Source organism: Pseudomonas sp. S2_B10 (assembly GCF_054668425.1).
Window position 1 is genome coordinate 5706516 of sequence record NZ_CP162768.1, and the last position, 22277, is coordinate 5728792.

21 protein-coding genes and 1 pseudogene are annotated in these 22277 nt (G+C 56.6%); 17 read left to right on the forward strand and 5 right to left on the reverse strand.

The window, feature by feature from the left end:
* Window positions 1-261 precede the first annotated feature (261 nt).
* The 10 genes from AB4O45_RS25625 to AB4O45_RS25670 all read left to right on the forward strand — a co-directional run bounded on the left by AB4O45_RS25625 (window position 262) and on the right by AB4O45_RS25670 (window position 10372).
* Window positions 262-1191: a LysR family transcriptional regulator gene (locus AB4O45_RS25625; protein WP_460160788.1), complete on the forward strand. Its 930-nt coding sequence runs from the start codon at window positions 262-264 to the stop codon at window positions 1189-1191.
* Between the two features lie 374 nt (window positions 1192-1565).
* The gene (locus tag AB4O45_RS25630) at window positions 1566-2840 is read left to right on the forward strand and encodes an aromatic ring-hydroxylating oxygenase subunit alpha (RefSeq protein WP_460160789.1); all 1275 of its coding nucleotides are present in this window, start codon (window positions 1566-1568) and stop codon (window positions 2838-2840) included.
* 14 nt (window positions 2841-2854) lie between these two features.
* Window positions 2855-3331, forward strand: a complete 477-nt coding sequence (locus tag AB4O45_RS25635) for an aromatic-ring-hydroxylating dioxygenase subunit beta (protein WP_460161524.1) — start codon at window positions 2855-2857, stop codon at window positions 3329-3331.
* Window positions 3332-3341: 10 nt separating this feature from the next.
* Window positions 3342-4301 (forward strand): PDR/VanB family oxidoreductase, encoded by a 960-nt coding sequence (locus AB4O45_RS25640; protein WP_460160790.1) that lies wholly within the window; start codon window positions 3342-3344, stop codon window positions 4299-4301.
* Window positions 4302-4410: 109 nt separating this feature from the next.
* On the forward strand, window positions 4411-5655 hold the full coding sequence (locus AB4O45_RS25645; RefSeq protein ID WP_460160791.1) for an OprD family outer membrane porin: 1245 nt from the start codon (window positions 4411-4413) through the stop codon (window positions 5653-5655).
* Between the two features lie 21 nt (window positions 5656-5676).
* Window positions 5677-6975 carry an MFS transporter gene (locus AB4O45_RS25650; protein WP_460160792.1) on the forward strand — a complete coding sequence of 433 codons (1299 nt, stop codon included), beginning with the start codon at window positions 5677-5679 and terminating at the stop codon, window positions 6973-6975.
* An 86-nt stretch (window positions 6976-7061) separates the two neighbouring features.
* Entirely contained in the window at window positions 7062-7670 is a 609-nt protein-coding gene (locus tag AB4O45_RS25655; protein ID WP_460160793.1) for a flavin reductase family protein, read from the forward strand.
* Between the two features lie 56 nt (window positions 7671-7726).
* Window positions 7727-8854 (forward strand): amidase, encoded by a 1128-nt coding sequence (locus tag AB4O45_RS25660; protein ID WP_460160794.1) that lies wholly within the window; start codon window positions 7727-7729, stop codon window positions 8852-8854.
* A gap of 63 nt (window positions 8855-8917) precedes the next feature.
* Window positions 8918-9430: a nuclear transport factor 2 family protein gene (locus AB4O45_RS25665; protein ID WP_460160795.1), complete on the forward strand. Its 513-nt coding sequence runs from the start codon at window positions 8918-8920 to the stop codon at window positions 9428-9430.
* 45 nt (window positions 9431-9475) lie between these two features.
* Entirely contained in the window at window positions 9476-10372 is an 897-nt protein-coding gene (locus AB4O45_RS25670) for a LysR substrate-binding domain-containing protein (protein WP_460160796.1), read from the forward strand.
* Here the strand turns inward: AB4O45_RS25670 and AB4O45_RS25675 are convergent.
* Both AB4O45_RS25675 and AB4O45_RS25680 read right to left on the reverse strand, forming a co-directional pair.
* The gene (locus AB4O45_RS25675; RefSeq protein WP_460160797.1) at window positions 10366-11274 is read right to left on the reverse strand and encodes an MBL fold metallo-hydrolase; all 909 of its coding nucleotides are present in this window, start codon (window positions 11272-11274) and stop codon (window positions 10366-10368) included. The genes AB4O45_RS25670 and AB4O45_RS25675 overlap by 7 nt on opposite strands.
* A gap of 144 nt (window positions 11275-11418) precedes the next feature.
* Window positions 11419-12360 carry an aromatic alcohol reductase gene (locus AB4O45_RS25680; RefSeq protein WP_460160798.1) on the reverse strand — a complete coding sequence of 314 codons (942 nt, stop codon included), beginning with the start codon at window positions 12358-12360 and terminating at the stop codon, window positions 11419-11421.
* Between the two features lie 93 nt (window positions 12361-12453).
* Between AB4O45_RS25680 and AB4O45_RS25685 the strand changes: the two genes are divergently transcribed.
* Complete coding sequence (locus tag AB4O45_RS25685) at window positions 12454-12912, forward strand: winged helix-turn-helix transcriptional regulator (RefSeq protein ID WP_460160799.1); 459 nt, start codon at window positions 12454-12456, stop codon at window positions 12910-12912.
* Between the two features lie 11 nt (window positions 12913-12923).
* On the opposite strand, the pseudogene AB4O45_RS25690 reads toward AB4O45_RS25685, so the two are convergent.
* The 3 genes and pseudogenes from AB4O45_RS25690 to AB4O45_RS25700 form a co-directional block, all read right to left on the reverse strand.
* Window positions 12924-13106 (reverse strand): annotated as a pseudogene (locus tag AB4O45_RS25690) (acyl-CoA thioesterase domain-containing protein); the annotation flags it as partial.
* A gap of 519 nt (window positions 13107-13625) precedes the next feature.
* A complete protein-coding gene (locus AB4O45_RS25695) occupies window positions 13626-18005 on the reverse strand; it encodes a response regulator (protein WP_460160800.1) in 4380 nt (1459 codons plus the stop codon).
* 43 nt (window positions 18006-18048) lie between these two features.
* Window positions 18049-19206 carry a response regulator gene (locus AB4O45_RS25700; protein WP_150368111.1) on the reverse strand — a complete coding sequence of 386 codons (1158 nt, stop codon included), beginning with the start codon at window positions 19204-19206 and terminating at the stop codon, window positions 18049-18051.
* A 432-nt stretch (window positions 19207-19638) separates the two neighbouring features.
* On the opposite strand from AB4O45_RS25700, the gene AB4O45_RS25705 reads away from it, so the two are divergent.
* From AB4O45_RS25705 to AB4O45_RS25730, 6 genes are all read left to right on the forward strand, one after another.
* The gene (locus AB4O45_RS25705; protein ID WP_460160801.1) at window positions 19639-19857 is read left to right on the forward strand and encodes a hypothetical protein; all 219 of its coding nucleotides are present in this window, start codon (window positions 19639-19641) and stop codon (window positions 19855-19857) included.
* Between the two features lie 67 nt (window positions 19858-19924).
* Window positions 19925-20338: a hypothetical protein gene (locus AB4O45_RS25710; protein WP_460160802.1), complete on the forward strand. Its 414-nt coding sequence runs from the start codon at window positions 19925-19927 to the stop codon at window positions 20336-20338.
* Window positions 20335-21156, forward strand: coding sequence for a hypothetical protein (locus tag AB4O45_RS25715; protein WP_460160803.1), 822 nt, complete (start codon window positions 20335-20337; stop codon window positions 21154-21156). The genes AB4O45_RS25710 and AB4O45_RS25715 overlap by 4 nt, the downstream gene beginning before the upstream one ends.
* Window positions 21157-21414: 258 nt before the next feature.
* Window positions 21415-21741 (forward strand): hypothetical protein, encoded by a 327-nt coding sequence (locus AB4O45_RS25720; RefSeq protein ID WP_460160804.1) that lies wholly within the window; start codon window positions 21415-21417, stop codon window positions 21739-21741.
* Window positions 21738-21911: a hypothetical protein gene (locus AB4O45_RS25725; RefSeq protein WP_460160805.1), complete on the forward strand. Its 174-nt coding sequence runs from the start codon at window positions 21738-21740 to the stop codon at window positions 21909-21911. Before AB4O45_RS25720 ends, AB4O45_RS25725 begins: the two co-directional genes overlap by 4 nt.
* Before the next feature lie 141 nt (window positions 21912-22052).
* Window positions 22053-22229 carry a hypothetical protein gene (locus AB4O45_RS25730; RefSeq protein ID WP_460160806.1) on the forward strand — a complete coding sequence of 59 codons (177 nt, stop codon included), beginning with the start codon at window positions 22053-22055 and terminating at the stop codon, window positions 22227-22229.
* Window positions 22230-22277 lie beyond the last annotated feature (48 nt).

Below are 22277 nucleotides of genomic sequence, written 5' to 3' on the forward strand. Positions count from 1 at the left end.
GCAAGCCGATAAAAATCCAGCATTAGACCCTTGCATGACAAACGGCGATTGCGCCCCTGCGTGTATCTCACCTTGGAGGCGCCTTGCCCGCAGTCAGTTGTTCCGTCTTGTTCGTGGCCGATGATTCGATACGCGTCCCTCTCCAGATTAGCCTGATGTAGGATGCCGGTAACTGCCCCTCGCTCAAGGGGCGGGCCGCATCGCTGCGCATCCAGGCCTGTCATGGCTGCGCGGCACGTCGTTTCGAAAAAGGGTACATCGATGCCACATCGCAGCAGTCGTCAAACTGAATTGCAGGACAACCGTCTTCGCTACCTGCATCTGAGCCATGCAAAGGGCTCGATGCGTGCCGCCGCGGAAGAGTTGGGCATCGCAACCTCTTCCGTGAGCCGCCAGATAGCCAAGCTCGAAGAAGAATTGGGGATTGATCTGGTCAGGCAGGGCACGCACCGGATGAGTCTCACAGCCGCAGGTGAAGCAGCCGTGGCCTACTACGAGGAGCGTAACATTCGCTACGCTGCGTTCATGACTCATCTGGATAAGTTGCGCGGCATTGCCGACGCGACAACCGTGATCGCAGTAGGAGAGGGTTTGCTGGGTGCGAAATCGATCAATTCCCTTCAGGAACTGATGCGTGCGCACCATTTGCACAAGAGCGAAATCATCACCGCCCCGTCCTGCGAAGTGCAACGTATGGTAATCGCGGACGAAGCACACTTGGGCGTCGTCTTCGCGCCTGATCAGATAACGCGTCTGAACCGGCTTTTCAGCCTGCCGCAGCCGCTGCGCCTGATCGTTCATCGGGACAGTGCGCTGGCGCAACGCAGCGTTGTCACGCTTGAAGAAGTGGCCCGACAGCCACTGGTGCTGCCTGGACCGAAATTTCGCGTCAGAGAATTACTCGATGGCGTTTGTCGAGAGCAGTCCATCGACGTCACTCCGTCGATGACCTCCAATTCGCTGTCGGTGATCCTTGATTTCGTTCGCTCCGGCCTTGGCGCCACTCTTCTAACTGAACTGCACGTCACGGATGAAATGCGCAACGGCATATTCAAAGCTTTGACGATAGATTGCGAAGAACTGAATGCCACAGAAATTCATGTCGTTGCGCGTCGCGGCCGAAGCCTTGACGAGTTGAGCCGTGAGTTGGCCATGGACATCGCCAAGACCATGAGGAGGGCGCTTCAGTAGCTGCGCGTGCGTATCCGCCCCTGTTTAACCGTCCAAGCTTGTTGCGCTAGGCGCAACGACTTTGACGGGACCTGTCATTGAGCGGTCGGCCGCTGCCCTTTAGCTTGTGAGTCATAAAGCTTCCCAGCCGGGAGGCGCACAAGAACGAGGGCTAATGCCATGACCGTGCACTCAAACCCGTCTCTGCGCTCGTACGTGCCAGTGTCACTGGCGCGTTATGGATCCCTAAGAAGCCAACCCCGTCTTTTGCCGCTCGCATTCTGAGCTGACTGCCGATACCCAACGCGCTGCGCTGGACGCGCTGCCGTGCCGTGGGCGTGACAGACGCTATGCGCCCGCGAAACCTTGTACTGCCAAAATAGTAAGGTGATTCCGTGACCAAGCTTATTCCCACCGTCAATCTGTCGGTTGACCCTCAAGACCTGGTGCAGGGTGATCGTGTTCATACGTCGCTCTATACCGATCCGCAGCTCTTCGATGCCGAGTTGGAAAAAATCTTCCACAGCACCTGGATTTGGGTGGCGCACGAAAGCGAAGTGCCCGAGGCGGGTAGCTACAAAACGACCTATATCGGCAAGCAGCCGGTGATTGTCGTGCGCGACCGTAAAAAGTCGATCAACGTACTGCTTAATCGCTGCCGCCACCGTGGGGCCACTGTCTGCGAGCACAAGAAAGGCAAGACAAACAGCTTCGTCTGTCCCTATCACGGCTGGGGCTATGCCCTCGATGGTTCGTTGCGCGGCATTCCGCATCCGGAGAGCTACGGCGACTGCCTGGACAAGAGCGAACTGCCGCTGATCAGTCTACGCACCGAAAGCTACGCCGGCATGGTTTTCGCGACCTTCAAACAGGACATCGAGCCGCTGGAAGATTTCCTCGGCGCGGCGAAAAAATGGATGGACCTGTTTATGAAACAGGGGGCCGGCTATGGCATCAAGGTCCCCGGCGAGCATCGTTTCCGCTTTCCCGGTAACTGGAAAATCCAGCTGGAAAACACCACCGACGCCTATCACTTCCCGTTGGTGCACAAAAGCTTTCTGTCCTCGGTGGACGAGCAGACCCTGGCCCTGTTCGACTTCGTCAATGGCCCCGGTTATGTCGAAGACCTGGGCAACGGCCATAGCGTCATGGTGATGATTCCTGATCTGGTCGATCTCGAAGCTGACCTTGATAAACCGATTCCTGAACGTTTCGAAAGGCTCGCCGCCGAGTTACGCGAAGAGGGCATAGACGAGCTGCAGGTTCGTCGCATTGTCCGTGCTGTAGGCGGATCGGGTTTCAACCTCAACCTGTTTCCCAATGTTGCGTGTTCGATGGCCTTTTTCCGGGTGTTGCAGCCGATTTCAGTGACCGAGACCGAGATCCATCACTCCGTGATCACCATGGACGGCGGCCCGGCAGCCGCCAACCGTTACCGGTTACGCCTGCACGAGCACTTTCAGGGCCCGATGGGTTTCGGCACGCCGGACGATTCCGAGGCATGGGAGCGCGTGCAGAAGGGCGCCAGTGCCGGTGAGGAGTTATGGATCATGCTCAACCGCGGATTGCCTGGTGAGAAGACTAGCGAAGACGGCCGGATTTCCGACGTGAGCGCCGAGACCGGCATGCGTGCGGCGTACCAGCAGTGGAAAAAGTTGATGTCGGCTTGAGAGTGGAGAAATCTATGAACCTGCAATTGCTGCAAGAAGTGACCGCTTTCATTTGGCAGGAAGGCGACATGCTGGATCACGGCGAATATGAAAACTGGTTGGGCAGGTGGACCGAAAAAGGTGTTTACGTGATCCCGATCGACCCGAAGGAAACTGACTTCGAAAACACCCTCAATTACGCCTATGACGATCACCACATGCGCCTATTGCGTGTGCAGCGCCTGGTGGGCGGCGAGTCTATCTCGACCAGCCCGCAGCCCCGTACCGTCAGGACTCTGTCGCGTATACGCGTGCTGGCCGATGACGGTGCCAGCGTCACCGTGCGATGCGCGCAGAATGTGCGCGAGTTTCGCAAGGAGAGTCTCAAGCATTACAGCGCTGATGTGGTCTACGAGCTGGTGCGTTACGAGGGACAATTCAAACTTCACCGCAAAGTCATCAGCCTGATCAACAGCGACGATTCGCTCGCTGGTATCGGCTATATCCTTTGAGGAATCGGCCATGAACGATCAGATGCTTGATGTGATCGTCCGCAAGCGTGAGGTACAAGGCGACGACGTCGTTGTCTTGGAACTGGCCGCTGCCGACGGCCAGCCGTTGCCTGCGTTTACCGCTGGTGCGCACGTCGACCTGCACCTCGGTGCGGAGCTCGTCAGGCAATATTCCTTATGCGGTGACCCGGGCAACAACAACGTCTACCGGCTCGGCGTGCTCAGGGATGGCAATTCCCGAGGTGGCTCAACAGCGGTTCACGATCGTCTCGTGCCGGGGACGGATATCCGCATAAGCGCGCCACGAAACTTGTTTCCACTAATTGCCGATGCCAGTCATTCAATTTTGCTGGGCGGCGGCATTGGCATCACCCCGATGATTGCGATGGCGTATGCATTGCATGCGCAGGGCCAAAGCTTCGAGCTTCATTACAAGGGGCAATCGAGGGCGCGCTGCGCTTTCGTCGATGAACTGGAAGCGGCGCCTTTCGCGGCCCGAGTGTTCACACATTTCAGTGATGCAGACCCGCACCAATATCTGGATTTGAGCGCAGTGCTGAATGCCGCGCCATCCGGCAGCCACGTTTACACCTGCGGGCCGATGGGATTCATGGACTGGGTCATCGAAAGTGCACGCGGCCAGGGCTATGACGAGCAGCGGATACATCGCGAATATTTTCAGGTCGAGACCGACAGGGCCGGCGAAAGCTTCGAAGTCGTCGCTGCCCGCAGTGGGAAAACCGTGCAAGTCGAAGAAGGGCAAAGCATCGTCGACGCGCTGGCTGCTGTCGGGATAAAAGTTGAAGTGTCGTGTGAGCAGGGAATTTGCGGCACCTGCCTGTGCGATGTGATTGAGGGTAGGCCCGATCATCGGGATGTTTATCTTACCGATGAAGAAAAACAGAGTAACGAGCAAATCATATTGTGTTGTTCTAGGGCGACTGACTCGCGCCTGGTGCTGGATATCTGAAGACAAAACAAAAACAAAATGTGACTGCGAGCGGGCATTCATGCCCCGGTCGAGCCTGTACTTGGTTTACTGCCGATGACTTGTGTGATCACACCTCAGGGTTCAAGAAATGGATAAAGACTGGCGGTTGCGTACAGCATTTATTTGTATTTGCAGTGGTCCGGCAATTCCTCTGGGATGTTTAGCCGAAATCAAGGACGACAGCCATCTTTCCATTAACTTCAGGAACTTTTACTTGAGCAGGAATTTCACGGACAACCTGCCGACTGCCGATAAAATCGGTAACTGGTCGCAGGGCTTCGATCTGCAATATGAATCAGGCTACAGCGAAACTCCGGTAGCGGTCGGACTGGATATCAATGGGCAGTTTGCTTTGCGTTTGGATTCTTCCGGCAATGACGGCACGTTGCCGTATAGCCTGGATGAACAAAAGGCCGCGCGAGACTATGGGCGGGCAGGCGCCACGTTGAAATTCAAATACGCCAGGACTTCGGTAAAAATCGGCGACCAGAAACCCAATTATCCGGTGGCCTCCAACGATCCCAGTCGATTGCTCGACACGATCTATCAAGGCGCCGTAATCGAGTCTCGTGATCTCGATCGCCTGACCCTGGTAGGCGGGCGATTCTGGTCCATAGTCACCCGCCAGTCTTCAGATCACGAGCGCCTGTACCGTTGGGGTACAGCGGATAGTCAGCACAGTGACGGGCTCGATTTCGCCGGGGCTACCTATGCGCTTACCCCGGCGCTGCAAGCCAGTTATTTTCATGGCGTGCTCAACGATATCTATAAGCAGGACTACGGCGGTATCAAGCACGCCTGGCCAATTGCAGACGGTTATGTGCTGAGAACCGACTTGGGTTATTTCAACAATCGTGAAGATGGCAGTGCGTTGGGGGGGGCAGTCGATAATCGTGCTTACAGCGGGCTGATTACGCTGGAAAAAGGTGGCCATCTGTTTGGCGCCAGTTATCAGCGGATGGCCGGGGAAACTGTATTTCCGACATTGAACGGATATGTGCCACAGCTGTATCTGCCGAACTGGGCGGGATTACCATTTATCCGGCCTGATGAACGAAGCTGGTCCGTTCGCTACGGCTATAACTTTGCGGCCATGGGGTTGCCTGGGCTGCGCATGTTTACTCGTTATATCAAAGGAACTGATATTGATCGGGGGAAGGGATTAAGTCGCGAAGAGGAAAATGAACGTGACATCAGTTTCAATTATGTCGTTCAGAGCGGGCCGTTCAAGGATTTGCTCTTCGAAGTCAAAAACTTTCGTATTCAGCAAAAATTTGGCAACGATTATAACGAGTATCGCTTGGTGACTTCCTACACTTGGAAGATCTGGTGATAAAACCGGAGAAGTAAAACAATGACTAATCTGAATACCCATATAAAAAATTACAGCGATCCTCAGACCATGCGCCGTATCGTCATCGCTTCGGTATTGGGCAACGCTTTGGAATGGTATGACTTCTTCCTGTACGGGACCGCAGCAGCGCTCATCTTTGGTCCTTTGTTTTTCCCGGCGGGTACCGATCCCGTTCTCGGCACCATGGCCTCATTTGCCGGCTTCGCTGTTGGCTTTCTGGCGCGGCCACTCGGTGGGCTGATTTTCGGGCATATCGGCGACAAATCAGGGCGCAAGAAAGCCTTGATCATGACACTGGGGATCATGGGTATTGCCACGTTCGCCATGGGCCTTTTGCCCACCTTCGAGCAGGTCGGCTACTTGGCGCCGGTCTGTCTGGTCTTGTTGCGAATTTTACAGGGTGTCGCTTCCGGCGGTGAGTGGGGTGGCGGGGTGTTGATGCTCAGCGAGAATGCACCGAAAGGCCGCGTAGGGTTCTACGCAGCGTGGAGCCAATTAGGTGTGTCGGGCGGTTTCGTGCTGTCGGCGGCAGCGTTCTATCTGGTCCAGATGCTGCCCTATGACGACATGATGAGCTGGGGATGGCGGGTGCCTTTTCTCGCCAGCATTCTGATTTTCGGGGTCGGGGTATATATCCGCCGCAGCCTGCCGGAAAGCCAGGAATTCGAAACCCAGGCGGGCCAGGAGAAAGCGCAACATATGCCCGCCCTTGAAGTGCTCCGCAATCACCCCAAGGCAGTACTGCAAGCCATGGGCTTGCGCATTGCCGAGAACGGCAGCGCCTATCTGTTTCTTGCCTTTACAGTCGCCTACGCCAAGTTCACAGGGCTGGATACGCAACTGGTGCTTGCCAGTGTCATGGTGGCGATGATCGTTGAAGCGTTCACGATCGTCTTCTGGGGCTGGCTGTCAGACCGGATCGGTCGGCGGTTGGTATACGCCTTCGGATCCGTAGGCCTGATGCTGTTCGCATTCCCGTTCTTCTGGTTGCTCGATACTCACGAGCCTGTGTGGGTTTACGTGTCTGCTCTGGTGGGATTGGCGGTGTGTCACGGCGCCATGATCGGAACGCAGCCGGCACTGATGGGCGAACTCTTTCCGCCAAAGGTCCGTTATTCCGGCCTGGCGATGGGGCACGAAATCGCCTCTATCTTCTCCGGCGGCTTGGCACCGCTGGCGGCCACTGCGCTGTTCAGCATTTACAAGGACGCCTGGCCGGTTTCGGTGATGCTGATTGTCATGGGAGCGATCACGACCATGGCAGTGCTTTCAATTCGCCCGGCAAAAACTGCCGAGTAGGGCGCCTGGAACTCGAACCATTGCCTGGGCTGTCCGTAACTACCCAGGCAGTTTCATCTTCTGGAACCATTACATAAGAGGTCGAAGTGGAAGCGTTTATTTATGTAGACGGGCGCGAACTTGAGCCTGCTGCGGCGCACAAGCTTATCGTTGGCTGTGTCGCGCCGCGGCCGATTGCGTGGGTCACGACCCTCAATTCGCAGGGCACGGTCAACGCGGCTCCGTTCAGTTCGTACAACTATGTCGCAACGCGTCCGACGCTATTGGCGATCAATATCGAACAACGTCACGGTGTGCTTAAGGACACCGCGAGAAACATCCTCGAAAGCGGCGAATTTGTAGTCAACGTGGTCACCGAAGCCAGTATGGAACTGATGCATCGTTGCGCCGATGAGGTCGACCCCTATGTCAGTGAGGTCGAAATGCTCTGTATTGATGTGCTACCCAGTCGCACCATCCGACCGCCGCGTATCGCCAGCACGCCCGTGCAAATGGAGTGTCGGCTGCATCGGACGCTTTCTCTGGGTGACGGCGACAGCCAGTTGTTTATCGGTGAGGTAGTTGCCTATCACTTGTCACCGGATATTTACGACGGTGGCCGAGTTGATTCGGTGAAGATGCGCCCACTCTCACGTCTTGGGGGACCTTTCTATGCCTCACTGGGAGAGATTTTTCATCGGCCGTCGGGAGGTTGATCGACCGCCGCACAACTACCGCCGGCTGAAAATACCACAGCAATGGAATTGGAATGATGAACGTCATAGTTGAAACGCTCGATATGGGCAGCCGAGGCGGCTTGCGCGTCGCGGTTAAAGACACCATTGATATACAAGGCTATCCGACACGCGCTTCTTCCCGCGCGCTCGAGGATGCGTCTCCAGCCCAACGGCATGCCGAGGTGGTTGAAAACATATTGAGAGAAGGCGCGCATATCACTGCCAAGGTCGGCCTGCATGAACTGGCCTTCGGCACGACGGGCATCAATCGTCATTTCGGCACCGCTTCAAATCCACGTTTTCCAGGGCGCATACCAGGAGGTTCCTCAAGTGGATCTGCTGCGGCAGTTGCCGCAGGCCTGGTCGATTTCAGCCTGGGCACCGACACTGGCGGATCAGTGCGTATCCCGGCCTGCTGCTGTGGCGTTTTCGGGATGAAACCTACATTCGGCAGAGTCAGCCGGTTGGGCGTGATGCCTGCACAATCCAGCTTGGATTGCGTAGGCCCAATAGCCGCTACGCTGCCGATGCTTGAAAGAGCAATGGGCATGATCGATCCGACATTCACACCGCAGTTGTTAGCTGAAGGTGTGAAGATTGGCCTCCTTCAGGTTCAAGCGGACCCCGTGATCAGCGCAGTGGTCGACACGGCGTTAATGCGGAGTTCCTTGCCTTTGGGCCGGCTTGAGCTGGAATATTTTGCGGCCGCCTATGATGCGGGCGTGGCCATAATTAACCGTGAGACCTTTCAGGCTTGCGGCCACTTGTTGAGCTCGATGAAAGTTGGCGCAGATGTCGCTGGCCGCCTGGCCGCCGCCGGGCAAACCACTGACCAAGCGCTCGAACGGGCTGAGGAAGTGCGTAAATTGTTTTGCGCCGAGGTGGATGAGGCTCTGACGCGTTTCGATGTCATCGCGCTCCCGACCATGCCTAACTTCCCGCTTCGCGTGGAAGAGGCGGAGGACACTCGTGCGGTATTGGGCATGACCGCGCTGGTGCGGCCATTCAACCTTTCCGGTCATCCCGCACTGAGCATCCCGCTGACTAGCGACTGCGGGTTGCCCGTCGGTCTGCAGCTGGTAGCAGCCAAAGGCGGTGATGAAAAGCTGTTTGCAGTTGCAGACCGCCTGTTAATCAATAACTACGCGAGCAGCTCGCTGTGAGTGCGGCGACTTGACTGTCTGTGCTGGCGTGCCCATCCACGCTGGCCGCGACTGAGGTACAACATGACTAGTGTCCAAGAGCTGCAAAACCGTATAAAAGTTTTCGAAGATCAACAGGCGATCCGCCGGTGCATAAACCGGTATATGCAATTATGTGATGGTCTGGACGCCGACACGCCGTTGGATGAGTTGGCGTCTTTGTTTACCCGGCAGGCAATATGGGAAGGTAAGGGGGCCCGCTATGAAAATAGCTTCGGTGGCTACCGAGGGCGTGAAGAAATTCGGGCCATGTTTTCTACCTATATGAAAACGCCAGCGCATTTTGCTCTTAATGTGCATTTCTTAACCAGCGAGGTGATCGAAGTCATGGAGAACTTTGGTATCGGGCATTGGACGATGCTCCAGACCAGTACGTTTAGCGATGGTAGGTCGCATCTCAATGCCGCGCTTCTCAACGTGCGTTTTGAGATTGAAGAGTATGAATGGCGGATCTCAAGTTTCCAGACTGAGAATTTGTTTAGCAGGCCTGTCAAGATCTGGAACAGTAACGCGGAGCTCCCCGTGCCATCAGAGTAGCCATGCCAGATGCCTTACCTGATCGCAGAATCTTACGGAGATGAGATGACGTTTCCCCCTCTGCACAACTTCAAGGTGTTCGAGAGTGTGGCCCGCCTGGGCAGTTTGGCGGCCGCTGCGGTTGAGCTGCATGTCACCGTTGGCGCGGTGAGTCAGCAAGTCAAAGCGTTGCAGGCCGGTCTCGGTATAAAGCTGTTCGAGAAGCGCGGAAGGCAGCTGATGCTGACCGCCAACGGTCGACTGCTGCAAAAACATGTGGCAAACGCCATGGGCGAAATCAGCGGCGCGGTGGCGGCAATGCAGTCCGCTTGCGATGCGGAGCGCAACGTCGTCGACATCACCTTATCCATCCCGCCTGCCGAGGGCGTGGAGTGGCTGACGACGCCTCTGCTGCGCTTCATGGAAGCGTCCACTTCGGTGCGGGTGAAAGTGATCACCGCGCCGGGAATACCGCAAGTTGACTGGCGCCGGGCCGACATTGCAGTGGTCTACGGTTCGCCGCCGTGGCCGGGCGTCTGGTGGCGTTTGTTGCATGGCATCCGTATGACGCCGGTGTGCAGCCCGCAATATCTGCGGGGGCCGAAAGCCATTCGCGAGGTGGCGGATCTGGCTCGACACCGTCTCCTCCACGAAGACACCGGCAGCCAGTGGCAGCAATGGCTGGCCGACGCCAGTGTCAATTGCATCGGCACAGAGGACATCTACTTTGAAGACTTCGGCATGGTGTTGCAGGCGGCGCGCGATGGTTTCGGTGTCGCGCTGAGCGATGAGCTGGTGTCCGCACGGGATCTGGACGAAGGCCGGTTGGTGCGGCCGCTGTCGGGAACCTTGCCTGCGCTGCACAATTATTACGTGGCCTGTCCTGAAGCCGCGCGCGAACGCCCGCCAATACGGGCGTTCATCGATTGGTTACTCGCTACGGCCGGGCAGCCCGCTCAGTAACCGTAGCCACGACCATCGGTAAACCGGATGTTGGTGAGAATACTGATGTCATTCTTGACCTTGTATAGATCGGAACTCCTGACCAGCTCTGGATCGCTGAAGGTTTCACCTTTGGTCTGTCCAGCAAGGATCAGGGCCATCTTGTCGCGAATCGCCTGCACATCGGCGAAGGTCATCGACGGCACTTTGGTCGGATCCTCGTCGGCATGCGCGCCATAAATGGAGGTTTGCCGATTGATCAGTTTCAGTGTGGCATCGAGCGAAGCGACGTAGTCTTTGAGATTGCCTGCCAGCAGCCACGATGGGTACACATGATCTCCCGAGAGCAAGATGTTGTGCGTCTCATCAAAAAGCGCGACTTCGTCCGGAGTGTGACCCGGCACGCTGATCAAGCGCACCTTGAGGCCTCCAAGGTCGATCGTCTCGTCGGGCTTGATCAGCCGCGCGACTTTGAAGGGCGGCACCACCATGTGATCGAAGTTGCCCAGATAGACCGGCTCGGGCACACGGTAGACGCCATCCTTGCCTCTGAACCGGCGAGTGAACGGAGTGTCGACCAGGTAGATGCTGTTGAAGTTGTGCAGGCCGCCCAGGTGATCAAAGTGCAGGTGCGATGGCAGCATCGAAAGCGGCTTGTCGGTGATCCTGCTCGCCACGTGCGTGATGTTTTCTTTCTGATTCGCCCCTGCATCGAACATCAACGCCTGGTTCTTCCCGACCAATAAATACGAGAAATTTTTCTGATAGTAATCGGGTTCGCCGATGGCGTAGAGAAAGTCGGTCAACCGGTGCACAACAAAGGCCGGGCCGGTGTCTTTAGTGGACTCCTGCGCTTGAACAGTGAACGGCGCCGAAAGGAGGACGGAGGAAGTCAGGGTCAGGATTTTTACGAACTTGCGCATGATTTGTGAACCTTTTTCTTGTTATCAGCGGATGGCGGGCTGTTTGTAGCCGTGCCTATCTCACGGGTTATCGGTTCACACATCAATGGATGATTTTTAAAGTGGGACACTTCATGTCAGCTAAAGCGTAAGTCGAGCTGACATTCAATCAGCCTTGAGGTTTTCCCGCGCCCACTGCTCAGCAGTCGTGACCTGAATCGCTCGATGCTCATTGAAAGTGCCCGCTTTAGGCCACGCCACACCTCGACCTTGGGCAAACACCGCGCGGTACTTTTTGATGTGGTGAGTGGGGTCTTTTTCCAGTTCCTGCATCAGGTGCGGCACTGTCCAGACGTTACGCTTGAAGGGCTGTCCGAGCACGCGTTCGAGAAGGCCCGCGACCTGTTCATAGGTCAGCGTGTCGCCCGACAGATACACGATCTCGTTGCGAAAACGCGGTTCGAAGAAAACGATTTCTGCGGTCAGCTTGCCGATGTCATCCGGGGTCGTGAGCGTCACGCTGGTGTCCAGGCTGCCCAAGGCGTTAACGGTGTCGTTGTCGAAATCAACGACTTCAAATACTGGCTCAAACAGGAAGCTGGTAAACATGCCGGTCGAGATGATCACCCATTCGGTTTTGTCCTGCGCGCGCAGCAGTTCGCGCACGTCGAGTTGAGCATCGAACAGATCCTGCGGACTGCCCCGGCCGATCACCTCGAAATCCACGCCAAACTGCCAGGGAAAGTAGCGTTTGATGCCGGACTTGAGCGCGGCGGTCGCCAGCTTCATCGGTGTCTCGCGACCAGCGACCATGCCGGCGCAGCCGATGACGGTATCGAACGGTGCGAAGATTTCGGCCAGTTGATCGATTGAATCGTTGACCAGATCTGCCGCCACCATTTGTACGCCGAGACTGCGCAGTTCATCGATTTCGGCTTTCTTTCCCTGCACCTTGCTATTGATCGTTGAGCCCCTGAGCAGCACGCTGATCGTGCTGCCGGGCGAGCGCTTTGCCACTCGCGCAAGGTTGCGCAAAACCGGCAGGCCGAGCTCACCTGCGCCCAGGACGAGAATGGATTGCGCGGAAGGGTGGTTCCATTCGGTCATGATGTCTCCTGAAATCTGCATGTAAGATCGGCAAATGCTGGCACGATCGGGCGGCACTCAGAAGAAGGCACACGCGTGATACCAGGTGAAGAAATGACTGATCAGCAAGCGCTCAGTGAGGCAGAAGCAATCTGCCAGACGCTCAGACGAGACGATGATGGCGTGCGCCGCGAAGTGCTTGCGCACGCCGGTAGTCGCTGGTCTTTGGGCATCCTGCATGCCTTGGGGGTCTACGGCACGATGCGCCATGCCGAGATCAAACGGCAGATGACCGGTGTGACTCAGCGCATGTTGACCAAAACCCTGCGTGCGCTTGAACGCGACGGCCTGCTGACTCGGCGCGAGCTCGACCAGGTGCCGCCGCACGTCGAGTACGAGCTGACGCCATTGGGCATGGGATTGCTGGTGCGGATGTCGCCGATCTGGACTTGGGTGGTGGAAAACGTCGAGGGTTTCCGCGAAGCGCGACGCACGTTCGATAGCCAGATCAGCAAGAAACCCTCGTGGCAAATTCCTGTGCCGGCGCGGGACGATTCTGAGGCGTCAGACTGATGTGTAGCGCCTCAGCTCAGCGGCAGGGCGAACACGGCACTGGCGCGCGCGACCGTTCGTTCACCGATGTGCAGACTGACGTCAGCAAACGCCGATTGACGTCCCTTTCTGGAGTGCTCAAGACGCACTTCGAGCCACTCGTTGATTTGCACCGCGCCGAGATAATCCAGAGTGATGCTTGCGGTGATCAACGGGTCGCTAAGGGCCATGTATCAACCTACCGCCATCGGCAGTATCGGAACACTGACTGAAGTTGTCTCTAGGCTCTGCGAGCCAATATCACTTTGGTTCGTTAGCGAACAAGATCGAGCGCGAGCATCTGGCCGATCGAGATCACGCCGGCACCAGACGCGTGCCGAAGATCTTTGCCGAGCCGTTCGATTTGGATGAGAGTGGGGGAGGGTTGCGGAAATGAATGAAAAAATGCGGAAACGATCCAGAAATTGCAGGGTGAAAATCTCAAACCCCGGAAACAACAAAGCCCTGGATAATCAGGGCTTTGTCGGTACATAAGATGGCGGAGGCGATGGGATTCGAACTCATGGACCTGTTACAGTCGACGGTTTTCAAGTCCATGACTAAAACGAGTAATTTCAATGGATTATGACCAGAGTATTCCGCTTTGATTGTGCGCAAATGTCACTCGGTATGGCCGCTTACGGCCAAAAGCGGTCAACTGCAGTTAACGGTTAGCGGCTATCTGCTTACCCAATTCATTTATCCTGAATGAGCTGCAAGGCGCGATCAAAGTCGAACAGTTTCACCTGCGCCGCGGCGAGTGCCAGCCGTTCTGCCAACGCTTGATCGAGTGGCATATTGCGCAGTGCCACCAGCACGTCCGAAGCCGCCGTATCACCTTCGCCCAAAAGAGCGATAAGCCTGTTCAGTTGCTCGCTGATTGCCGAGTCGTCCAGCGGGTAGCCATCCATGGAGGCCGGTGTGTTTGCCTTAAGGTCGGCCAGAGCCGCCAGGGTTGGGAGCAAGCAATGCTCGACCTGCATCGCTAGCGCTTGCACTACCGTAGCCGGCTCGCCGTTCTGGCAGGCCTGTTCTAACAAAGCGCAAGCCTGCGCCACGGTCTTGGCGCCGATGTTGCCGGCGGTGCCGCGCAAACTGTGCGCCAGCCGTCCCGCGGCACCAGGATCCGGATCGATTCGTGCGGCCTGGAATTGCTCGGCAAAGTCTGTCTGGGTATCGCGAAACTTGCAGAGCAGACGTAAGTAGAGATCCCGCCGCCCCATGCAAGTGGCGAGACCCGCAGCCAGATCAATGCCCTCAAGACGATCTGGCAAGCCATCGGTGAAACCTGCGTTCAGCGGTGCTTGAGCGGCTCTTGGTTTAATCCACTTTGCCATTGTCGCGAACATCGTTTCGACATTCAGTGGCTTGGAGATATGGTCGTTCATGCCGCATTCGAGCGCACGCTCGCGGTCACCGTCCATAGCGTTGGCGGTCATGGCGATCACTGGCAGATTGCTGAAGCGCGGTTGCTGGCGAATTTGCCGGGTGGCCGTGTAGCCATCCATCACTGGCATCTGGCAATCCATCAGCACGCCATCGAAGTCGTCATCCTCGCCGAGGATATCCAAGGCCTCTTGGCCGTGCGTGGCAAGTCGCAAGCGTATTCCGACACTTTCCAGCAGCTCACTGGCCAATTCCTGATTCAGCTCGTTATCTTCGACCAGAAGCAGCCGCGCGCCATTGAGACTGGCTACGGTACTGGCATTCTGTTGGAAGCGTTCGCTAGCCCGAGTATCGCTGGGCGTGTCTCTGCCCAGCACGACACCGATGGCTTCGAGTAACGAGGACGGCGTGACGGGTTTGGTCAGTATCACCGGCAACTGGAGACCCTGACGTTCGGCTTCTTCGCGGGCTTCCTCACGGCCAAAAGCGGTCACCATGATGACCGATGGTGTTCGCATCAGACTGGCGGAATGCATTCTGCTTACGGCTTCCATGCCATCCATGCCGGGCATTCGCCAGTCCATCAAGACCAGATCGTAAGGCAATACCTTGTGCTCGGCGTCGGCCAACATGCGCAGCGCCAGACTACCGCTCTGCGCGACATCCACTTCCAGGCCAAAGCTGCGTGCCATGCCCGAGAGAATTTCACGGGCACTGGTGTTGTCATCCACGACCAGTACCCGCATACCAAGCAGTTCGCCGGCCTTGAACATGCGACGCGGCAGAACGTTTTGCTGCACGCCGAGTTGCACCTGGAAATGGAATGTAGAGCCTATCCCCGGTTCACTTTCGACCCAGATTCGGCCGGCCATCAGCTCCACCAGCTTCTTCGAGATAGACAGCCCCAACCCGGTGCCACCGTATTTGCGGGTGATCGAACTGTCCGCCTGGCTGAATGACTGAAACAGGCGTGAACACTGCTCGATGGTCATGCCAATGCCTGTGTCGCGGACCCAGAAATGCAGTTGCACACTGTCCGTGTGCGCCCCCACTTCTTCCACTCCGACCACGATCTCTCCATGCTCGGTGAATTTGGCTGCGTTGTTGCCCAGGTTGATCAGCACTTGCCCCAACCGCAGAGGATCACCCAGCAGTGCCGTGGGCAAGTCGGGCGGGATCTGGAACAACAACTCCAGGCCTTTGTCCTCGGTCTTCAGGCCAATCATCGAGGTGAAACTGTCGAATACGTCCTCCAGGCGGAAAGGCACGTGTTCGAGGTTCATCCTGCCGGCCTCGATCTTGGAGAAGTCGAGGATGTCGTTGATGATTCCCAGCAGGTTCTCCGCTGATCGGTGGACCTTTTCAATGTAGTTGCGCTGGCGTTTATCCAATTCTGTACGCAGCGCCAAGTGGCTCATGCCGATGATGGCGTTCATCGGTGTTCGGATCTCATGGCTCATGTTGGCGAGGAACTCGCTCTTGGCCAGCGTGGCCTCTTCGGCCGCAGCCCTTGCCTCTGCCAGTGCGGTGACGTCGATGTTGATGCCGGTTGCGCGCAATGGTTTGCCGTCAGGCGTGCGTGAGAAGCGATTCAGCGAGCGGAACGTGCGCACCTGCCCATCGTTTTTACGCACGATCCGGAAGTCGAACTCGACGCGATCATCGCCACCCTGAACGGCGTTCTCGAACGTGCTGCTGACTCGCGCCACATCCTCGGGATGCACCAGCGCCTCCCAGTGCGCCAACGAGCCACCGAAGCCGCCAGCCTCAAGTCCGAACAGCGTTTCAAGCTGAGGAGTCCAATAGTTGGTGCCGCTGACCAGATCGACGTCGAACAACCCGATGTCACCGGCCTCTTGTGCCAGGTTCAGGCGATCGCTGGCAGTTCGCAGCCTGGCTTCCATAGCCCGGCGCTCACTGACATCGCGCACCGAGGCGCACACACAGACGCCACGACCCTCGAGGCGGGGCAAATGGGAAAGACCGATTTCCACGGAGAACAGGCTGCCGTCTCTGCGTACTCCGCTCAAATCGTCCAGATCGCCGCCCATCTGCCGGGTTCCGCCGCTGGCAATGAAGCCGTCGCGTAACCTGACATGCCGCTCGCGGGCAGCCTGCGGTACCAGACGCTCGATACTGGCGCCAATCAGCTCGCCGGGGGCGTAACCAAACAAGGTGTCCATTTGCGGGTTGGTCATCAGGATGCGGCCGTCGGCTCCCAGCACCAGCATGCCGTCCGGGGCTGCCTCGATGATGCCGCGGTACCAGGCCTCGGTGGCGCGCAGTTCTGCCTGCTGGGCCTCCAGCTCTCTGGCCTGGTGTTCCAGCAGCAAGGTTTGCGCGCCCATTTCGTCAGCCTGGCGCCGTGTCTCCTGCAGCAGCGCCTGGGCTGCCTCGCTGCGTTCCATAATGGCCATCGCACCGGCCAGCCTCGGCAGGACTTCTTGCAAGAGCAACGCCTCTTTCTCCTCCAGCGAGTGAAAGCCAGCCATTTCCAAAACCCCGAGCAGGCGCTCGCCACGCAGCACCGGCTGCACCATCAGATGGCTGGCAGCAGCTGCGCCCAACTGCGCGCGCACATGCCAGAACGATTCGGGCAGATCCTCAAGCTGACGGGGTTGGCGATCCAGTGCGCACTGGCCAAGCAACCCCTCACCGAGTTCAAGCTCGGCGGGCAACGGGTGCTCACTGTCCACCGCATAACCGCCGACTAATTGCAGGCGCAACGCGCCCTCATAGAGCACGTAAAGCGCCCCCTGGCACATGCCCAAACGGGGCGCGATGCGGCTGAAAAAAGCCTGGGCCAATTGCTGTGGCGTCTCAGCCTGTTGCAGATCCACTTGCAGGAGCGAGGCATGGCCTTTCACCCAACGCTGGCGTTCAAGTTGACAAGCCTCCACTTGAAGCGTGGCAATGGCCCGTGCCAGGTCGCCGGTTTCGTTGTGCAGGTCGGTGTGCGGGATCTGGCCGTCCAGCTTGCCCGACGCCAATTCATCAACCGCCACGCGGACGCGGTTGAGCGGCACACGAATGGAATAACTTACCAGCCAGGTCAACAGCAAAGCCAACGTTGAACCGCCCAACAGCAAGACATAGGTGATCATGCTGCTGCGCTGGGCGTACTCAGCGAGGTTCTTCGCCGTATCGTGGATGTCGGCTTCCTTGTTTTTCTCGATCTGGTTGAGCAACCCGTCGCCGCCCTGTTCCAACGCAAGAAAATCCTTACTGTTGAGCAACATCAAGGCCTGACCCAAGGAACCCTTGCCGGCGAACTCCAACGCTTCATCGCCATCTTTTTGCAGACGCTGTAATACCCGTTCGAATTCCAGCAGGCTGCTGATACTGCTCTGTCTGCGTAGAGTTGGACGTACCTGCTCCAGCGCTTCATGGAGTCGCGCCTGGGCGACATTCATCTGGGCTCTGGCGCTGATGCGGATGTCCGCGTTGTTGGTAGCGATTGCACGTTGCATGGCGAGCAACAGATGCGGCAACTGTACCCGAACCTCCTGCACATGCTGGATACCCACCAGATCCTGTTGGTACAACTGCTGCATTTCGTTTCTGAGCGAATACTGGGTGCGCAGGCTTTGCACGCCGAGTATCAGGATTAATGTCATCAACGCCGCGAAGCCGATGATCAATTTGCTGCGCAGGGACAGGCGCTCGAGCATCTCGAACAGTCTGTTCATAAACGGCCTCTTTCAGCTGGATGTGCAGAGTGATACGCGGGGCTCAGGGACGATCAGCAATTTGCTCAAGCAGGGCTAATTGCCTGGCCATGTCCTGGTCGCTGTCGGCAAATCGCTCGGCAATTGCGCGGAACTGCTCGGCATTGGCGAGAAACGCGTCACAGATGTCCGGATCAAAATGCAAGCCCCGACCTTCGCGGATGATTTTCACCGCCTGCTCGTGGGGCATGCCGGGCTTGTACACGCGGCGACTGATCAGCGCATCGTAGACATCCGCCACGGCCATCAATCGGGCGCTGATCGGGATGTCATCGGTGGCCACACCTTGTGGATAGCCACTGCCATCCCATTTTTCCTGGTGGCCGTAGGCAATTTCCTTGGCCAGATGAAGGAAATCGACGTTTATTCCCAACTGATCCTCGGCGTGCTGGATGGCGTCGCGCCCCAATGTGGTGTGGGTTTTCATGATCTCGAACTCTTCGGCGGTCAGCCGCCCCGGTTTCAGCAGGATGCGATCAGGAATGCCAATCTTGCCGATATCGTGCAGCGGTGCCGATTTGAAGAGCAGTTTGATCGTATCCTCGTCGAGGAAGTCCCGGAAGCGCGGGTGATTGCGCAACAGTTCAGCCAGGCGTTTGATGTAGTGCTGGGTGCGGCGAATGTGGTTGCCGGTTTCGTTATCACGGGTTTCGGCCAGCGAAGCCATGGCGTGGATCGTGACATCCTGGATGGCGATTACCTCGCGGGTACGCCGTTGCACTTCCTGCTCCAGGAAATCGTTTTGATTGCGCAGGAAATCGGCAACGGCCTTGAGCTTGATCTGAGTCTCGACCCTGGCCATTAGAACCGGGGGAATGATCGGCTTGGTGATGTAATCCGCAGCGCCCAGGCTCAAGCCGCGAATCTCGTCCTCCGTAGCGGTCATGGAGGTCAGGAAAATGATCGGTATATGGCGAATACGAGCGTCAAGCTTGAGCTGCTCGGCAACGTCATAACCGGACAGGCCCGGCATCATGATGTCAAGCAGGATCAGGTCGGGAAGCGGGTCTGCCTGTAGCAGGCGCAGGGCCTTTTCGCCGCTGTTGGCAGCCTTGACCCGATATTTGTCCTTGAGCAACTCGGCGATCAGCATCAGGTTATCGGGGGTATCGTCGACCACCAGAACGGTAGCTGATGGGTAAACGTCCTGCATGCTATCCATGTATGTTGGCTCCCGTGTGCGCAATTCAAGAGCAGGCGCACTTACGCCAATCTCTTGCTGGCAAGCGTAGCTAGAAAAGCTGCAATCGCTAGGTGAAGATCGGCAGGTTGGTTCGAAGAGTCACTAAATCGAATGTCTGCTACTGGCCGAAAGCTGCCGTTGTCAGGGTCGCGATGAATGTTGATGGTCGTTAGGGATTTGGAGTTCGAATCTCTCCTTCACCGCCACATTCTGAAAACGCAAACCCCTGATTTTCCTAGAGAAAGTCGGGGGTTTGTGGTTTTTGGCGTCTGAAAAAAGGCCTCATGGGACTGATATGGGACTGGGGCTCTATTTTGGTGCGCAAATGGAGCTCACCTGAAGGAGTGACTGACCTACGCCAGCCATGCGATGAGCTAGGCTTTTCCGAACCCAACTCCAAGGACGACTTCCATGCCATCTGACTCAGACTCCAACATCGCCACGGCAGATGCTCTGACATTGCTTCTGCACAACCAGCATGCTCTGGGTGCGGCCATAGAAGAGATCACCAACTGGCTCTCGACGAATGGTGTAGAGAGCGTTGCAGATAACGCAATCGTGGCCATGGGAACCTTGGACACAAATGCCAAAGCGATTACAGACGTAATTATGCGACTAAGGCAGTCCTAGGGGATCGACCCTGATTGTGTAAACGTTAATGACTGGCCGCTGGGATTTTTTTCAGAAAGGAGTGTGAATGCCTACGTTACGGGATCTGATTGTAGAGTTGGTCAGTGCAGGACTGAGTGAGGATTTAAAATTTAGCTTTCCAGGTGAAAGTGCGCGATTTCACGTTCCGGATACGTATAACGCAATGTTGTCGAGCTTGCCTAGTCTAAAAGAAAATGACGGGAAGGATTTAAATCTTGGAAATATGCGATGCACACTAAATATTCACAATGTCGGACAGGCGTTGGTTCGCAGGGCGCTAGATGACGGCGTCGAAAGCTCAGTTGATGCTTTATTTGATTTTATCGAGCAGGATTATAACCCATGTGTCGAAGTCGTTTTGTTGCGAGGCATAAAAGTACCGGGCACATTTCAGCTGTTAGACGATGTTTTCATTGCAAGTCCAGAATCAGTGCCATCCGCATCTTTGAAATTTTTTTGAAAAAAAATTCGGAAGGACAAGCGACTTTTGATTTTATGTCGCCGACGCTGCCTGTAGATTACACACCTTCAGCAGGAATGCCTGACTCTGTCTTGTACCGTCTTACAAGCGTGCGGCCAAAATTTTTTGACCGAGGCGATCCTGCGGGTCTAATCTTTGATCTTGATGAGATGAATTATTTAAAGCATGTATCGGAATTGCTTACTATTATCTCGCCATCCATCGTCATTAACCGCCGAAGCTATTCGGAATTGCAAGAAGGTGCCTTTCTCTATGGAGTCACTAGTCGCATTTGGCAAAACAAATATCAAGAGGCAGGTATCGGCCAAGTGCATGAAGTCACTTTAGATGAACTAGAGGACTTTAAAAAAACTCTTGCCTTCTACTTTGCGTTGCCAAAGGCGAAGCGAGAAAAACTTGAGGTGCCGATCCATCGCCTTAATGAAGCTGTCCGTCATGATAATTTGGTCGATCGAGCAATTGACCTCGGCGTTGCGATGGAGTCGTTGTTACTTGCGGAGCTTGATGATACAGCCCAGATTTCGTTAACGCTTCGACTACGCGGTGCTTGGCTTCTAGGGCGCGACTTTACTGAGCGTAAGGATATTTATTCTCTGCTGCGCGATCTCTATAACTGCCGATCTTCTGCTGCCCACTCTGGAAAGCTATCAAAGAAAACAAAAGGTGAAGCACGAGCAGAAATCGCCCTCAAAGATGGCTTGCCACTGTGCGCGCGCGCAATTAAGGAGGTTATTTTTCGAGGCGGGGAGTTGACGCCCAGTTTTTGGGATGAATTGTTATTGGGTGGCAGGAAGTAGCACCACCCCCTCGCAGAGCTTTCGCCAGTTTACAAAACCTTATCTGGTAGGCAAAAGCGAAGGAGTGCTTTGCGTCTATTGCGGCGTTTGATGACCGTTAGACAGAATTCCAGCCTATGTTCAATTGGCCCCCACACCCGACCCCGGTGTGGGGGCCTTTTTTTGTGGCCGTGGAAACCACCCTGGCCGGGGCTGGTCTACCATTCCCTAACGCTCTGGCAAACGTCCAGGCCGATCCCACGGATCAGGAACAGGCTTATGTCTTACGCCTATGAAGGCTCGGCCAGCGTCGGCGTGCTGGCCCTCTACCGGGGGCAGCCACCGAACCAGCTGACCACCTACGAATTGAACGTCCGTATCCTCAAGGTCGGGCAGCAGCGCTTTCGCCTTGAGTTTGACCACTATCTGCAAGGCCCCCCTGAAGCCAATGCCATACAGGTGATCATGCCCGGCGGTCTGGTGCTGCAAGGCCCGATTGTCGATGGCAGCAACGAACCGGGCGGCGGCTGGCTGCTGATCGATGTCGAGCAGTACGAACTGCCGCTTGAGCCGCCTGCCAACCTCCAAGGATGGAAATGGCAATGAACCAGGTCGAGGCGCTGGACGCGCTGAACCTGCCGGCGTCCGTTTACATGCAGATTGGCAATTTCCTGGCCCGGATCGAGACCTGTCTCAGCCTTGAGGAGCTGCAGCGCGTGGCGGATCGCGCCGAGGGGTTTGTCTTCGGCATCGAAACCGTGCGTGCTCTGAACTAAGGCGCCATCGAAGGTTTGTACCGGTTGCTCGACAACGCCGTCCAGGCCCAGCGCGAGGCGTTGCAAGCATGATCTGCGACGGCATTCACGAAGAGGTGTTGCGCGCCCTGGGTCGAACAACACGCGGTACGCGAATGCCTGGTGGCCAGGATCGACGGCGGTTCCGACTGGGGCCTGTCGATTCGCCTGGGCGGCAGCGGCGCCCGCTGGGTGCCGGTGCGCTCGCGACGTGAACCGCTGCGCACCTGGGCCAGCCTGACCGCCTTGGGGCGTTTTGCCGAAGGCGTGGGCCTCAGCGGATTCAATGTAGAGCTGTAACCGGTGACAGCTTCAAGGCCATTTCTACAGACCTACATCCGACTGCCT

Bases quoted from the DNA above. Each gene is read 5' to 3' on its own strand.
- AB4O45_RS25625 (WP_460160788.1), top strand. From the start codon at position 262: ATGCCACATCGCAGCAGTCGTCAAACTGAATTGCAGGACAACCGTCTT.
- AB4O45_RS25635 (WP_460161524.1), top strand. From the start codon at position 2,855: ATGAACCTGCAATTGCTGCAAGAAGTGACCGCTTTCATTTGGCAGGAA.
- AB4O45_RS25640 (WP_460160790.1), top strand. From the start codon at position 3,342: ATGAACGATCAGATGCTTGATGTGATCGTCCGCAAGCGTGAGGTACAA.
- AB4O45_RS25645 (WP_460160791.1), top strand. From the start codon at position 4,411: ATGGATAAAGACTGGCGGTTGCGTACAGCATTTATTTGTATTTGCAGT.
- AB4O45_RS25650 (WP_460160792.1), top strand. From the start codon at position 5,677: ATGACTAATCTGAATACCCATATAAAAAATTACAGCGATCCTCAGACC.
- AB4O45_RS25660 (WP_460160794.1), top strand. From the start codon at position 7,727: ATGAACGTCATAGTTGAAACGCTCGATATGGGCAGCCGAGGCGGCTTG.
- AB4O45_RS25665 (WP_460160795.1), top strand. From the start codon at position 8,918: ATGACTAGTGTCCAAGAGCTGCAAAACCGTATAAAAGTTTTCGAAGAT.
- AB4O45_RS25670 (WP_460160796.1), top strand. From the start codon at position 9,476: ATGACGTTTCCCCCTCTGCACAACTTCAAGGTGTTCGAGAGTGTGGCC.
- AB4O45_RS25675 (WP_460160797.1), bottom strand. From the start codon at position 11,274: ATGCGCAAGTTCGTAAAAATCCTGACCCTGACTTCCTCCGTCCTCCTT.
- AB4O45_RS25680 (WP_460160798.1), bottom strand. From the start codon at position 12,360: ATGACCGAATGGAACCACCCTTCCGCGCAATCCATTCTCGTCCTGGGC.
- AB4O45_RS25685 (WP_460160799.1), top strand. From the start codon at position 12,454: ATGACTGATCAGCAAGCGCTCAGTGAGGCAGAAGCAATCTGCCAGACG.
- AB4O45_RS25695 (WP_460160800.1), bottom strand. From the start codon at position 18,005: ATGAACAGACTGTTCGAGATGCTCGAGCGCCTGTCCCTGCGCAGCAAA.
- AB4O45_RS25700 (WP_150368111.1), bottom strand. From the start codon at position 19,206: ATGGATAGCATGCAGGACGTTTACCCATCAGCTACCGTTCTGGTGGTC.
- AB4O45_RS25705 (WP_460160801.1), top strand. From the start codon at position 19,639: ATGCCATCTGACTCAGACTCCAACATCGCCACGGCAGATGCTCTGACA.
- AB4O45_RS25710 (WP_460160802.1), top strand. From the start codon at position 19,925: ATGCCTACGTTACGGGATCTGATTGTAGAGTTGGTCAGTGCAGGACTG.
- AB4O45_RS25720 (WP_460160804.1), top strand. From the start codon at position 21,415: ATGTCTTACGCCTATGAAGGCTCGGCCAGCGTCGGCGTGCTGGCCCTC.
- AB4O45_RS25725 (WP_460160805.1), top strand. From the start codon at position 21,738: ATGAACCAGGTCGAGGCGCTGGACGCGCTGAACCTGCCGGCGTCCGTT.